The organism is Acinetobacter sp. CE-15, assembly GCF_051059255.1.
GTDB lineage: Bacteria > Pseudomonadota > Gammaproteobacteria > Pseudomonadales > Moraxellaceae > Acinetobacter > Acinetobacter guillouiae.
On record NZ_CP192737.1, the window covers coordinates 2,921,236 to 2,935,089 of the forward strand.

The 13,854-nt window shown below is 41.3% G+C and carries 12 protein-coding genes; 5 read left to right on the plus strand and 7 right to left on the minus strand.

Translation table 11 applies throughout. From position 1 onward, the window contains the following. Positions 1–21 precede the first annotated feature (21 nt). Entirely contained in the window at positions 22–1,824 is a 1,803-nt protein-coding gene (locus tag ACQ7EO_RS13530) for an acyl-CoA dehydrogenase C-terminal domain-containing protein (protein WP_434277644.1), read from the minus strand. Positions 1,825–2,153: 329 nt separating this feature from the next. On the opposite strand from ACQ7EO_RS13530, the gene ACQ7EO_RS13535 reads away from it, so the two are divergent. Further along, positions 2,154–2,588, plus strand: coding sequence for a PaaI family thioesterase (locus tag ACQ7EO_RS13535; RefSeq protein ID WP_004820541.1), 435 nt, complete (start codon positions 2,154–2,156; stop codon positions 2,586–2,588). A 25-nt stretch (positions 2,589–2,613) separates the two neighbouring features. On the opposite strand, the gene ACQ7EO_RS13540 is transcribed toward ACQ7EO_RS13535, so the two are convergent. The 6 genes from ACQ7EO_RS13540 to ACQ7EO_RS13565 are packed head-to-tail and all read right to left on the minus strand — an operon-like array spanning position 2,614 to position 9,076. Beyond that, the gene (locus ACQ7EO_RS13540; RefSeq protein ID WP_434277646.1) at positions 2,614–3,822 is read right to left on the minus strand and encodes an MFS transporter; all 1,209 of its coding nucleotides are present in this window, start codon (positions 3,820–3,822) and stop codon (positions 2,614–2,616) included. Positions 3,823–3,840: 18 nt separating this feature from the next. After that, entirely contained in the window at positions 3,841–5,157 is a 1,317-nt protein-coding gene (dcaP, locus tag ACQ7EO_RS13545) for an outer membrane trimeric porin-like protein DcaP (RefSeq protein WP_004820537.1), read from the minus strand. A gap of 42 nt (positions 5,158–5,199) precedes the next feature. Then, a complete protein-coding gene (locus ACQ7EO_RS13550; protein ID WP_434277647.1) occupies positions 5,200–5,853 on the minus strand; it encodes a 3-oxoacid CoA-transferase subunit B in 654 nt (217 codons plus the stop codon). Next, a complete protein-coding gene (locus tag ACQ7EO_RS13555) occupies positions 5,853–6,521 on the minus strand; it encodes a 3-oxoacid CoA-transferase subunit A (RefSeq protein ID WP_004721455.1) in 669 nt (222 codons plus the stop codon). Before ACQ7EO_RS13555 ends, ACQ7EO_RS13550 begins: the two co-directional genes overlap by 1 nt. Before the next feature lie 47 nt (positions 6,522–6,568). Then, positions 6,569–7,864, minus strand: a complete 1,296-nt coding sequence (locus tag ACQ7EO_RS13560) for an MFS transporter (RefSeq protein WP_016539715.1) — start codon at positions 7,862–7,864, stop codon at positions 6,569–6,571. 57 nt (positions 7,865–7,921) lie between these two features. Beyond that, a complete protein-coding gene (locus tag ACQ7EO_RS13565; RefSeq protein ID WP_166782698.1) occupies positions 7,922–9,076 on the minus strand; it encodes an acyl-CoA dehydrogenase family protein in 1,155 nt (384 codons plus the stop codon). A gap of 312 nt (positions 9,077–9,388) precedes the next feature. On the opposite strand from ACQ7EO_RS13565, the gene ACQ7EO_RS13570 reads away from it, so the two are divergent. The 4 genes from ACQ7EO_RS13570 to ACQ7EO_RS13585 all read left to right on the plus strand — a co-directional run bounded on the left by ACQ7EO_RS13570 (position 9,389) and on the right by ACQ7EO_RS13585 (position 13,800). Then, complete coding sequence (locus ACQ7EO_RS13570) at positions 9,389–10,177, plus strand: enoyl-CoA hydratase (protein WP_034614875.1); 789 nt, start codon at positions 9,389–9,391, stop codon at positions 10,175–10,177. Between the two features lie 29 nt (positions 10,178–10,206). Next, positions 10,207–10,968: an SDR family oxidoreductase gene (locus tag ACQ7EO_RS13575; protein WP_434277649.1), complete on the plus strand. Its 762-nt coding sequence runs from the start codon at positions 10,207–10,209 to the stop codon at positions 10,966–10,968. Positions 10,969–11,056: 88 nt separating this feature from the next. Then, on the plus strand, positions 11,057–12,580 hold the full coding sequence (locus ACQ7EO_RS13580; RefSeq protein WP_434277651.1) for a 3-hydroxyacyl-CoA dehydrogenase: 1,524 nt from the start codon (positions 11,057–11,059) through the stop codon (positions 12,578–12,580). Between the two features lie 14 nt (positions 12,581–12,594). Beyond that, entirely contained in the window at positions 12,595–13,800 is a 1,206-nt protein-coding gene (locus ACQ7EO_RS13585; protein ID WP_056512953.1) for a 3-oxoadipyl-CoA thiolase, read from the plus strand. The last annotated feature ends 54 nt before the right edge of the window (positions 13,801–13,854 follow it).

Sequence of the window (13,854 nt, forward strand, 5' to 3'; positions counted from 1 at the left end):
ATAAAAACAGCCTGACCCTGCTTAAAAAGCAAAGTCATCTTGTTCTAATTCCATTACCGCTTCAGCACCTGATGCAATAGCAGCCGCATGACTTTGGGTCCGGTGTAATAATTTTTGAAAGAAAAATTTAGCTGTGGTTAATTTAGCCTGATAAAATTTTTCGTCCTGTGTTGCTTGACTTAACTTTTCATCTGCTACTTGTGCCATACGTGCCCAAAGATAAGCAAACACGACATAGCTAGAGAAATACAGATAATCAACTGAAACAGCGCCAATTTCTTCTGGGTTTTGCTGTGCTTTTTGGGCAACACTGTCTGTGATTGATAACCACTGTTGCTTGAGTTCCGCCAGTTTTTCCAGATAAGTTGCCAATACAGCATTTGATTGGTTGGCTGCAATAAACTGCTCTATTAAATCAGTCATATTTTTTAATAGTTTGCCATCCGACTTGAGCACCTTACGTGCCAGCAAATCTAAAGACTGAATCTCTGTGGTTCCCTCATACAAGGTTGAGATACGGGCATCACGAACAATTTGCTCCATGCCATGTTCAACAATAAATCCATGCCCACCAAAAATTTGTACGCCGTGTTTTGCTGCTTCATTGCCTGATTCAGTTAAAAAAGCTTTGGCAATCGGGGTTAAAAATGCCAACAATTCATCTGAGATTTTCTGTTGTTCAGGATCATTGGATGTTTCAACAATATCAACATGCTGAGCCAGAAAATATGCCAGTGCTCGACCACCTTCAGAAAAGGCTTTTTGCGTCATTAACATCGAACGCACAGCTGGATGCACAATAATCGGATCAGCATTTTTATCTGGGTATTTTGCACCTGATAAAGCGCGCATCGCCAAACGTTCTTTGGCATAACTCAGCGCACCTTGAAATGAAATCTCCGAAGCCGCCAACCCTTGTACAGCTGTTCCAATACGTGCTGTGTTCATAAAGGTAAACATACAATTTAGCCCACGGTTTTCAGGTCCAATTAAATAGCCCTTGGCCCCATCAAAATTTAAAACACAGGTTGCATTGCCATGAATCCCCATCTTGTGTTCAATCGCACTACAGATAACCTTATTGCGATCTTGGCAATCACCTGCATCATCGAGGTTAAATTTAGGCACGATAAACAGTGAAATCCCTTTGGTCCCCGCTGGTGCTTGTGGTAGTCGGGCTAAAACAATATGAATAATATTTTCTGAAAGGTCATGTTCCCCAGCAGAAATGAAGATTTTCTCGCCGGTAATTGCATAACTTCCATCTGAGTTTGGTTCGGCCTTAGTTCGGATCAAACCTAAATCTGAACCTGCATGTGATTCAGTTAGACACATTGTCCCTGTCCACACGCCACTAATCAGTTTGCTTAAAAATTGTTGTTTCTGTACTGCTGTACCATGATGTTCAATGGTGCGCATTGCGCCATGCGATAAACCTGGATACATTGCCCAAGCCCAGTTAGAACCACACAGCATTTCTGAGATTGCAATACGCAATAAAGTAGGTAGACCTTGACCGCCATACTCAGGATCCGCCGTCAGTGAGGTAAAACCCAATTCAGTATATTTATGATAAGCCTGTTTAAATCCCGCTGGGGTTGTAACAACACCCTGATTTAAATGACAACCTTCCTGATCACCATTTTGATTGATGGGTGCAAGCTCATTTTCACAAAAGTCTGCTGCGGCATCTAAATATTGATTGATCAATTCACGACTGACCGTTTCCTGATATTTGGGTAGTTTTTGGTAGTTTTCTTCTGTTTGCAGCATTTCATGCAATACAAATTGCATATCACGCAGTGGTGCTTTGTATAAAGGCATAGTGTTTCCCTTTCAGTTCTTCTGCCGATGATGCAGATAGAGATGATTTCCCTTAGATGACAATTTTATTTTACGATTGCTTAAAAATATCAAATAAATTTCTTATTGCAAAATTTATTTTCATTTTTATTAGTTAAACTTATTCAAAAATACCGCCAAAAATATGACAAACCGACACAACAAGCTGTATTTGAACAATAATATTTAAATAAATCAAAATTCAAGCATAATATTTGATTAAAAAATAATTTTGTATAGCAAAATATTATTTCGTAAAATTAAATTTTATAGTATGGTAATTAGATCGCTTAACACTCCAAGGATGATTTATGGATAACCCTCAATACACAGGTCTTGAATTCTTAACTGCTTTAAAAAATGGTGAAATTTCAGCGTCGCCCATGGCGCAAACCATTCCTATGCAGTTAATCGAAGTTTCTAAAGGCAAAGCGACGTATAAGGTTACGCCAAGTCAAGCGCATCGAAATATACAAGGAACAATCCATGGCGGTTTTTGTGCGACTGCTTTAGATACTGCAACGGGAAGTGCAGCACATACCTTGCTGGAACATGGCGTGGGTTATGGCACGATTGATCTCAATGTGAAAATGATTCGCCCAATGCAGATCGATACCGCCTACTACGCACAAGCTGAACTGATTAATGCTGGACGTAATATCATTACCACAGAAGGTAAAATTGTGGATGAAAATGGCAAAATTTATGCGTTTGCGACGGCAACACTGATGATCATACGAAAATAATAAAAAGACTAAGCCCTTTTGTGGCTTAGTCTTTTATCACTGTTTTCTTCATGGCATAAAAATCTATTCGGTCAATTATAAAACTTAGAATTGCCATGGCTAAACCCACAACCACACAGACACTCCATCCCCAATGTTTCCACGTGTAGACCGCAACCAAAGAACCCAGCGCAGCACCACCAAAATACAGTGTCATATAAATAGAATTAATTCGAGAACGTGCTTGTGCTGAAATTCGGTAGACCAGATTTTGGTTAAGTACATGAAAGGCCGATAAACCAAAATAAGCCAAAATCACACCTCCTGCATAAGCCAGCAAAGACTGCTGGGCAAAAAACAGTGGAATCCATGCCAGTACCAATAACCACATACAAATCAGTGCAACTTTATTTTCCAATCCTTTGGCAATTTGTTTTCCCGCCCAAGGGGTTGCAAACACACCCGCCAAACCAACTATGCCAAATAAACCAATTTGGAAATCATTAAAATGATAAGGCGCATTGGCAAGAATAAAAGTCATGGTGGTAAAGATCAGCGCCAATATACCGAAGCCGATCCCACCTGCCAGACCACGGCGAATTAAATGTGGCTGATCAACGGCCAATGTAAACAATGAACGATAAATTTGCAGCACTGTTAATTGATGAGATTTTCGAGCAACGGGTAATTTAAGCCACATCACTACTGCAAAAGCTAAAATCACCATACCACTGAGTAAATACACCGCATGCCATGACCAAACGGTCGAAAGTAAGCCTGCGATTGATCTGGCCAAGAGAATGCCTAAAAACAAGCCACTCATCAGTGTTCCGACAATTTGCGGGCTTTTTTGAGGGCTCGCCAAACCAGCAGCAAACGGTACCAAGACTTGTGTCGTAATCGAAAAGAAGGTGGCTAAAAAGGTAAAACCATACAATACGGGCAAACTTTGGCTTAAAGAAAGTCCGATCTGGGCAAAACCTGTGCAGCACATCAACAGACAAATATAGCTACGCTTTTCAAAAAAATCACCGAGCGGCACCAAGATAAACAAACCAACTGCATAAGAGAGTTGACCAATCACAATTGTTAAAGCGACTTGTTCTGCATTGACCTGTAAGGCTTCTGCAATAGAATAAATCAAAGGCTGGTTATAATAGTTCGAACCCGCACAAATCCCACATGCCATTGCCATGATGAAAATAAAGCTTTTTGACAAGATATGCGTTGTGTCAGGTTGAACTATTTTTTCCATTGCGCAGCTCACCTTATTTTAGAATTTGTACATCGACACAAAGTTAATGCGGGAAACATCTGCTGTTCTTCCATCAAACACTTCACGCTTACCTTGATGATATTCCATACCAATATCAATTTGCTCAGCAGGTGAATAAAACAGATTGGCAGCATAATCCGTTAAACGCTTATTTGCGTCAGGATTGAGTTTTGCATAGGCTGAATCATCATCAAAATCAAAAATCGATGCAGATAAATTTGCACGCCATTGCGGATTAAATTTATATGAATAACCAATATTTAAGCTATTGAGTTTATTCATCTCTAAATCTGTTTTTTGCGCATTTAACGAAAAATCACCTGCCGCATTTAAACTGGTTGCATTTATCAGGCCAGTTTGTGTGGTATATGGCATGAATTTTTGATCACCCACAATATATTGATAATTCGCCTGTACAGATTGCGCTGGGCTTAGTTGGTATTTTAAACCTGCACCCGCGCCCCAACTGACTTTTTTAACCGTATCTTTCGCAACATCTACTGATTTTTCATTGACAAAACCTTGAGCCAAAGCCGTTAAGGCACCTTCTTTTACCGTATATCGACCTGTCAATGTCGGGAATGCTGAAACCCGAGATCCAGTGTATTCCAATGCGACTTTTAAATCACTCTTGCCATTTATCTTCCAGTCATAGCGCACTTGAGGTGTACGGGTATAAGAGGTTCCCATAAACTGAGTATAATCGACGGACTCTGTACGTGTTTCCATATTGGACATCAAAGACCATGTTTGACCGAAAGTCCAATCTTTATAAGTAAAGAAAGCATGACGAATACGGAATTTACCATCGCCTGTACCCATGTTGGCACTGTCAAAGAAATCGGCTTCAATATTTCCAGTTACAGCCTTATCTGGACTGTTGAAATACACCCCGATTCGACTGGCATTGATCATGGCATCTGAGCGGGCATGATCGGAACGCTTGTCACTTTCAAACGGAGTCCGGTTTAAGCTATTGGTGGTTCTTCCTCCCGAATCTGGTGAGGACTTAAAATCAACTGCAGCATCAAGTCGAGCAATTCCATAGACTTTAACATTGTCTGTCCAAGTCACCCACGAAGGTGCTATTGGTTTCGCGGTTTCAAGTGCTTTATTTTTTTCTACATTTTCTTCAATTTTTGCTTGTTTGACCTGCAAATTATTTTGTGACAGCTTTTGAGCTTCGAGTTCTGCTTTGAGTTTTTGCAGCTCTGTCTCTAACAGATTAATCCGTTGTTCTGCTGTCACTGGCGAATTTGCAAAAATAGTCCCTGAAGCCACAGCGCAAGCTGTAGCTAAAATTAATTTTTTCATCTTTTAATCCTTAAAGAAGCTTTTTTTTCCTACGCTTATAAACTAAGCGTCTCGTGCATCTATCAACGGGCAGCCCGTTACTGCCTGTAATTCATCAAAACTCAGTCCCGAAACCATTTCAGTGACAAAGGCTTTGTGATCTTTTAATTCAATAATGCATAAATCGGTATAAATACGATCTACACACTGCTCCCCTGTAATGGGATAACTCAATACATCGACAATTTTAGCTTCACCCTTTTTGGTGACATGCTCCATATAGACATAAATTGACTTGGCTCCCACCGCTAAATCCATTGCACCACCTACAGCGGGGACATCATCAGCTTTGCCAGTATGCCAATTGGCTAAATCGCCATTCACTGCGACCTGAAAAGCACCAATCACGCAGATATCCAGATGCCCACCACGCATAATGTCAAATGAATCTCCGTGATGCATAAAGCAACCACCATCCAGTAAAGTCACTAACTCCTTTCCAGCATTGACCAAGTCCTCATCTTCTTCACCTGCTTTGGGTGGCGGGCCAAAGGCCAAAACCCCATTTTCTGAGTGTAGAAAGATTTCTTTGTCTTGAGGTAAATACTTCGCAACGTTGGTGGGTAAACCAATACCTAAATTGACATAAGCTCCTTCGGGAATATCCTGAGCAATCAACTGAGCGATATCTTCACGAGAACGTTTTTGAACTGACATTAGATATCTCCTACTTTGACAACATGCTGTACAAAAATCCCAGGTGTGATAATGCACTCAGGATCAAGGCTTCCTAGATCTACCGTATGATTCACTTGAACAATGGTTGTTTTTGCCGCTTTTGCCATAATCGGGCCAAAGTTCCGTGCTGCCTTACGATAGGTCAAATTCCCCCAACGATCGGCTTGATCGGCATAAATCAAAGCAAAGTCAGCTTCAAGCGGATACTCAAGTACATAGTTTCGACCATTAATGGTTCTGGTTTCTTTGCCTTCTGCGACTTTTGTGCCATAGCCTGTCGGTGTAAATATTGCACCTAGACCTGCACCTGCCGCTTGAATACGACAGGCTAAGTTGCCCTGTGGAACCAGTTCTAATTCAATCTTTCCTGCACGATATAAGTCTTGAAATACGGTCGAACCCGCTGACTTTGGAAATGAACTGATCATTTTTCTGACACAACCTGCAATGATCAGCTTGGTCAAACCACGATCACCAGAGGCAGCATTGTTATTGACAATGGTCAGCTCTTTTTTACCTAAATCGATTAAGGCTTCAATCAGTTCCGCAGGCTGACCTGTCACACCAAAACCACTGGTCATGATGGTTGCACCATCAGGAATTGCCTTTAAAATCGGTTCAATGTCACTGGTGATTTTATTTATCATTTCGCTTGCCCCTTTTCATCCTTAAATTGACGTGACAGGTCAAATTGTCACTCTGCCTTTTGCGGGTTAAATAGTCGGTCTTTAATAAATAACAGTGGAATTACACCGCATATAAAGTACGCTCCAGCCATCACCAACAGTCCTAAACCAATCGAACCATGTTGTGATAAATAACCGATGGTTAATGGTGAGAAAATTGAAAGTACTTTACCGATGTTATATGCACCGCCAACCGCCGAGCCTCGAATTGAGGTTGGAAAACTTTCAGTCATATATGTGGCATTGATTGCATACGGTATGCCGTATAGAAAACCAAAGAACAGCATGAGCCATAAAATATTGGCAGGCGTGTTAAGGTAAACAATCACGGGAATAAATAGAGCTGTGCCAATTGTGCCGAATGCAAATACAGCGCGGCGACCCAATTTATCCGCAATAATCCCAGCAATAATTTTGGCAAACATCATGATTAAGAAAGTGCCGACCATATACATCGCCATTTCTTTAAACTTGATTCCTAGATCAGATTCCAAATAAGCCGGCAGCCAGTTACTCACCCCGTAATAACCAAATTGCAAAGCACCAGTACTCAAAATCCACAGCACAAACATGGTGCCATGTTTCTTATCTTTCAAAATTTCCCAATACGGATTCTGACGTTTAACAGGCTGTGCATTTTGTGGCGTTGCAATGACTTTTAATTGGCGCGCTTTTTTCCATGACTCAGGCTCAGGTACGATAAAATGCATCAGTACTGATAAAATAATCGGGGTAATTGCAAGCCAATATAGGAAACGCCAGCCATGTTCAGGAATAATATGACCTGCCAATAAAGTCGCAAGTAAAGACCCCAAGGTATAGCCCGTCATCAGTGTTGCCAACACTGTAGAACGATGTTTGGTCGGTACCATTTCAGACATTAAAATATTACAGGCAATATAAAGTGCGCCTAAGCCCATTGCACCGACTGTTCTTAAAATCGCAAATTGCATATATGAATGGGTAAAACCCAATGCACAGGTCAGAACAGAAGAAAAAGCAATAAAGAATACAATCACGCGTACTCGGCCAAAGCGATCACAAGCCCATCCACCGACTAATCCCCCCACAGCGGAACCTAACAGTGTCAAACTGCCCAATGTTCCTGCTTGTACACCGCTCAAATGAAACTCAGCCTTTAAACTGGTCAAACTTAACGCTAAAAAGCCTAAATCTGCGCCATCACAAAGCAAAGTAAAAAATGCAAAGATAAAGGCCGTAATCCAAATCTTTTTGGGCGTCTGAATCACCTCTCCAGCACCATTATTACCGCTATTATTTTGTGTAACTGTTTCCGTTGTCATGTCCATATCCTCAGAAGGAATATGAGGCATCCCCTGCCTCATGGCATCTAATTGTTATTAGGCTGTAGCGTCCCTAATCATGTTTTTTGCGATAATCAATTGTTGAACTTGCGTGGTTCCTTCATATAAACGGAACAAACGCACATCACGATAAAAACGTTCAATGGCATATTCACTGATATAACCAGCACCACCGTGAATTTGTACGCAGCGATCTGCGACCCGACCACACATTTCAGTGGCAAACATTTTTGAACAAGATGCTTCTGTACTAATGTTTTCACCATTATCACGGCGACGCGCAGCATCGAGCACCATACATTTGGCCGCGTAAATCTCAGCTTTTGAGTCTGCAAGCATGGCTTGGATCAATTGAAAATTAGCAATCGGCTGACCAAATTGTTTGCGCTCAATGGCATAGTGAAGTGCGTCATTTAACATCCGTTCAGCCACACCGACGCTATATGCACCAATATGTAAACGACCTTTATCTAAAACCTTCATGGCTGTTTTAAAACCAATACCTTCAATCCCACCAATCAGTGCTGATGCTGGAACGCGGCAGTTTTCAAAAATCACATCACAAGTATGAGAACCCTTTTGTCCCATCTTTTGATCGATTTTTCCCAAACTAATCCCAGGCGTATTGGCTTCAACTAAAAATGCAGAAATACCACTTGCACCTTTAATATCAGGATTGGTCCGTGCCATCACGGTAAAAGTAGCAGCATGTGGTGCATTGGTAATAAAGCGTTTAGTGCCGTTTAAAACGTAAAAATCACCATCCTTGACCGCATTGGTTTTTAAAGAGGCAGCATCTGAACCTGCCTCAGGTTCGGTTAAGCAAAATGAACCAATAATTTCACCGCTGGCATAACGAGGAAGATATTTTTGTTTTTGTTCTTGTGTGCCATCAATCAAAATCGCACTTGAACCAATACCATTGTTGGTACCAATCAGTGAACGGAATGCTGGTGAAGTTTGTCCAAGTTCAAATGCAACATTCACCTCCTCTTCCATGGTAATTCCCAATCCACCATATTCTTCTGGAATGGTTAACCCAAACAAACCTAATTCACGCATTTGTTGCACGATATCCTCAGGAATTTTGTCCTGCTCGGCAACCTCATGTTCACGTGGAATCAATTCATTTTTTACAAAGTCACGAATTGTTGTGAGCAACTGTTGCAACATTCCTTCATCACGGATCATCTATGATCTCCCTTCTTTTGTAGCTTCATTGCACCCATCAGCTATTCCAGCTGGGTAATGGATACCCTGTTTTAAATCTTGTTTATTGCGAATGTGTTTCATAGTACGAGATTAAAAACACAAATTTCAAGCTTTTTTGAAAATTAATTTCATTAAGCGAAATTTTACGATATACCAATATTAAATATCAATCACTTAGAAAAATATGCTGACGATAAAGTATCAAGAGGCATAAAAAATACTTGAAATAAATTTCAAAACACGCATTATTAAAGAAACATAGTTTTGATCTGCGAAACAAGGAATCAAAAAATGAGTGAAATAACAGGGAACAGTTTCATTGAAGTTGACTATTCTGTTCAGAAAGTAGCGATCGTGAAGATTAATCGTCCAGAGGCTAAAAATGCCTTAAATACACAGGTACGTCAGCAACTGGCTCAAGTGTTTACTGAGTTAAGTTTTAATGACCAGATCCATGCCATTGTGCTTACAGGTGGTGAAGAAGTTTTTGCCGCAGGGGCAGACTTAAAAGAAATGGCAAGCGCGACCTCCACAGAAATGTTGCTACGTCATACAGAACGTTATTGGAATGCAATTGCGCAATGTCCTAAACCCGTGATTGCTGCTGTAAATGGTTATGCACTGGGTGGCGGTTGTGAACTTGCCATGCATAGCGACATTATTATTGCAGGTAAAGGCGCAACTTTTGGTCAACCTGAAATTAAAGTCGGTTTAATGCCTGGCGCTGGTGGAACCCAACGTCTCTTCCGTGCAGTGGGTAAATTCCACGCGATGCGTATGATCATGACGGGTGTAATGGTCAAAGCAGAAGAAGCATATAGCATTGGACTGGTTTCCCAAGTTACTGAAGATGACCAGACCATCTCAACCGCTATTCAAATGGCGCAAAATCTGGCAAAAATGCCACCCATTGCCCTGCAACAAATCAAAGAAGTTGCTTTAATGAGCGAAGATGTTCCATTAAATGCAGGTTTGGCATTGGAGCGTAAATCATTTCAATTGTTGTTTTCGACCGAAGATAAAAATGAAGGCATTCAAGCGTTTATCGAAAAACGTAAACCTTCATATCAAGGCAAATAAGTTTAATTGATAACAACAATGGAATAGAAATGGCTAGAAAAGTATTGATTAGTGCAGGCGGTTCAGGGATTGGACGATGTATTGCAGAAGCATTCTTAGCGCATCACGATGAAGTTTTCGTTTGTGATATCAATGCAGAAAGCTTAGCGCAATTCCAAAAGACCTACCCTGCACTACATATTTATGCATGTGATTTATCTAACCATGATGAAATCAAATCTATGTTTAGTGATGCCATCAGCAAACTGAGGCATATTGATGTTCTGGTCAATAATACAGGGATTTCTGGCCCAACCATTGCAGCAGAAGAACTGAGTTTTTCCGATTGGAGTGCGGTATTAAACCTTAATTTAAATAGTACCTTTGCTATCACCCAACTCGCCATCCCCTTTTTAAAACAGTCGGAAGCAGGTGTCATTATCAATATGTCATCGATCGCTGGACGTTTGGGTTATCCATATCGTTTGGCTTACGCGACCTCTAAATGGGGATTAATTGGTTTTACCAAAACATTGTCGATGGAACTTGGTGCAGACAATATTCGAGTCAATGCCATACTTCCAGGTGCAGTGGATGGGGAACGAGTTCAACGGGTGTTACAAGCGCGTGCAGATGTCGCTCAAACGTCCTTGGATGCCGTTACGCAAAATGCACTTAAAAATCAATCGCTCAAATATTTTGTCAATCCAAAGCATATTGCCGATTTGTGCATATTTTTAGCCTCGGAAAGCGGTTGCTCTATTTCTGGACAAATTTTACCGATTGATGGTGATAAACAATGTCTGAGTTAACCCACCAGACTGTACTGATTTCTTTCGTTTCTATTTTTTCCGTCTCTAATTTTTCGTTTAATCTGGATCAGTTATCAGGATGATCGACATGACTTATGATATTCAAAGCATGGCTGTAATTGGTGTTGGCATTATGGGCAGTGGTATTGCTCAAATTGCCGCACAATCAGGTCATACCACTTATTTATATGACACCAAAGAAGGTGCTGCGCTACAGGCCAAAGAAAAGCTGGCAGCAACATTTCAAAAGCTGGTCGATAAAAATAAAATCAGCGCTGAACAGGCGGAAAATGCCAACAAACATTTGATCGTTGCAGCGCAACTTGAAGATTTAAAAGCCTGCGACTTGATTGTGGAAGCGATTATTGAGCGTTTAGATATCAAACAAGCGTTGATGCAACAACTCGAAGAGATCGTTTCAGACACCACTATTTTAGCCTCAAATACTTCATCGCTTTCAATCACAGCCATTGCAGCAAACTGTAAAAAACCACAACGTGTAGTCGGTTTCCATTTTTTTAATCCGGTACCACTGATGAAAGTTGTGGAAGTGATCCAAGGATTAAAAACGGATCCACGCATTGTAGCTGCATTAAATGAGCTATCACGTGCATTTGGTCATCGACCTGTTGTTGCCAAAGATACCCCAGGATTTATTATTAATCATGCGGGGCGCGCCTATGGCACCGAAGCGTTAAAAATCTTAAATGAAAACGTCTGTGACATCAGTGAAATTGACCGCATTTTAAGAGATGGTGTTGGTTTTAGAATGGGACCATTCGAACTCATGGATTTAACAGGACTGGATGTATCACATCCTGTAATGGAGTCGATTTATCATCAATACTATGAAGAAGCCCGTTACAAGCCCAATCCATTGACCAAAAAAATGCTTGAAGCCAAACAACTTGGGCGTAAAGTTAATCAAGGCTTTTACCACTATGAAACAGGCACAAAAACAGGTGAAAAACCTGCACAGTTTGTTGAGCGTTTAACAGACTATCCAACAGTTTGGATTGCAGCTGATTTTGCTGAAGATAAACAACAACTGGAAGATTATTTAATCCAGCAAAATATTGTCTTAGATACAGGTTTAGAACCATTACCTGAGAGTTTATGTTTACTCGCTTGCTACGGTGAAGATACCACCCAAGCAGCGACACGTTTAAAAGCCAATCCACAACAAGCTGTTGCCATAGATATGCTATACGGCATAAGCAAACATAGAACGTTAATGCCGTCATTGGCGACAAGCACTGAGTATCGTCAAGCAGCCCACTCTATGTTTAATTTAGATGGTGCTATGGTCAGCATGATTGCTGAAAGTATTGGCTTCGTGGCACAACGTGTTTTAGCCATGGTGATTAATTTAGGCTGTGATATTGCACAACAAAATATTGCCAGTGTCGATGATATCAATGCCGCAGTCCGTTTAGGTTTAGGCTATCCCTTTGGCCCTATTGAATGGGGCGATCATATCGGTAGCCAAAAAATCTTACTCATTCTCAATCGTATCTCAACACTGACCTATGACCCACGCTATCGCCCTAGCCCATGGTTACAACGTCGTGTCGCATTAAATTTACCGCTTACTTTTAATTCTGGATTTTGAAAAGGAACTTCTCAATGTTAAATGCCTATATTTATGATGGTTTACGTAGCCCGATTGGTCGTCATGCAGGTGAGCTTGCTTCAGTACGTCCAGATGATTTAGCTGCGGCAGTTTTACAAAAGCTCCTTGAAAAAACTGGGGTTCCGGGCGCAGCGATTGAAGATGTTATTTTAGGCGATACCAACCAAGGTGGTGAAGATAGCCGTAACGTTGCCAGAAATGCCCTATTAATCGCGGGCTTACCTGTGACTGTTCCCGGCCAAACTGTAAACCGTTTATGTGCAAGTGGTTTGGGTGCTGTGATTGACTCTGCACGCGCCATCACCTGTGGCGAAGGCGACTTGTATATTGCGGGTGGTGTAGAAAGCATGTCACGTGCTCCATTTGTGATGGGTAAAGCTGAAACTGCCTATAGTCGTGAGGCCAAAATTTACGACACCACAATTGGCTCACGCTTTCCAAACAAAAAGCTGATAGCGCAATACGGTGGTCACTCAATGCCTGAAACTGGTGACAATGTCGCAGTTGAGTTTGGCATTACCCGTGAACAAGCAGATTTATTTGCTGCCCAATCACAAGCCAAGTATCAAACAGCCAAACAAGACGGCTTTTTTACTGGTGAAATTACCCCAATTGAAGTCTTTCAAGGCAAAAAGTTACCGCCAAAACTGGTTTCTGAAGATGAGCACCCTCGCCCAAGCTCAACGGTTGAAGCCTTAACCAAATTAAAACCATTATTTGAAGGTGGTGTCGTCACTGCTGGAAATGCATCGGGTATTAACGATGGTGCTGCTGCATTACTCATTGGTTCCGAAGCAGCGGGACAAAAATATGGCTTAAAGCCAATGGCAAAAATCTTGTCAGCAGCGGCAGCAGGTATTGAACCTCGTATTATGGGTGCTGGCCCAATCGAAGCAATCAAAAAAGCCGTTGCACGTGCAGGGCTAACTTTAGATGATATGGATATCATTGAAATCAATGAAGCTTTTGCTTCACAAGTATTATCTTGCTTAAAAGGTTTAGATGTTGATTTTAATGATCCGCGTGTCAACCCAAATGGTGGTGCAATTGCCATTGGCCACCCACTTGGGGCTTCTGGTGCACGTCTTGCACTGACAGTGTCGCGTGAGCTGATCCGCCGCAATAAGAAATATGCTGTCGTTAGCTTATGTATTGGCGTAGGACAAGGCTTAGCCATGGTGATTGAAAACGTGTCATAACATTGACTGTTTAATCACTAACCGAGTATCCATTCATCACAACAGCGCAGTGAT

Bases quoted from the DNA above. Each gene is read 5' to 3' on its own strand.
- ACQ7EO_RS13530 (WP_434277644.1), bottom strand. From the start codon at position 1,824: ATGCCTTTATACAAAGCACCACTGCGTGATATGCAATTTGTATTGCAT.
- ACQ7EO_RS13535 (WP_004820541.1), top strand. From the start codon at position 2,154: ATGGATAACCCTCAATACACAGGTCTTGAATTCTTAACTGCTTTAAAA.
- ACQ7EO_RS13540 (WP_434277646.1), bottom strand. From the start codon at position 3,822: ATGGAAAAAATAGTTCAACCTGACACAACGCATATCTTGTCAAAAAGC.
- dcaP (WP_004820537.1), bottom strand. From the start codon at position 5,157: ATGAAAAAATTAATTTTAGCTACAGCTTGCGCTGTGGCTTCAGGGACT.
- ACQ7EO_RS13550 (WP_434277647.1), bottom strand. From the start codon at position 5,853: ATGTCAGTTCAAAAACGTTCTCGTGAAGATATCGCTCAGTTGATTGCT.
- ACQ7EO_RS13555 (WP_004721455.1), bottom strand. From the start codon at position 6,521: ATGATAAATAAAATCACCAGTGACATTGAACCGATTTTAAAGGCAATT.
- ACQ7EO_RS13560 (WP_016539715.1), bottom strand. From the start codon at position 7,864: ATGACAACGGAAACAGTTACACAAAATAATAGCGGTAATAATGGTGCT.
- ACQ7EO_RS13565 (WP_166782698.1), bottom strand. From the start codon at position 9,076: ATGATCCGTGATGAAGGAATGTTGCAACAGTTGCTCACAACAATTCGT.
- ACQ7EO_RS13570 (WP_034614875.1), top strand. From the start codon at position 9,389: ATGAGTGAAATAACAGGGAACAGTTTCATTGAAGTTGACTATTCTGTT.
- ACQ7EO_RS13575 (WP_434277649.1), top strand. From the start codon at position 10,207: ATGGCTAGAAAAGTATTGATTAGTGCAGGCGGTTCAGGGATTGGACGA.
- ACQ7EO_RS13580 (WP_434277651.1), top strand. From the start codon at position 11,057: ATGACTTATGATATTCAAAGCATGGCTGTAATTGGTGTTGGCATTATG.
- ACQ7EO_RS13585 (WP_056512953.1), top strand. From the start codon at position 12,595: ATGTTAAATGCCTATATTTATGATGGTTTACGTAGCCCGATTGGTCGT.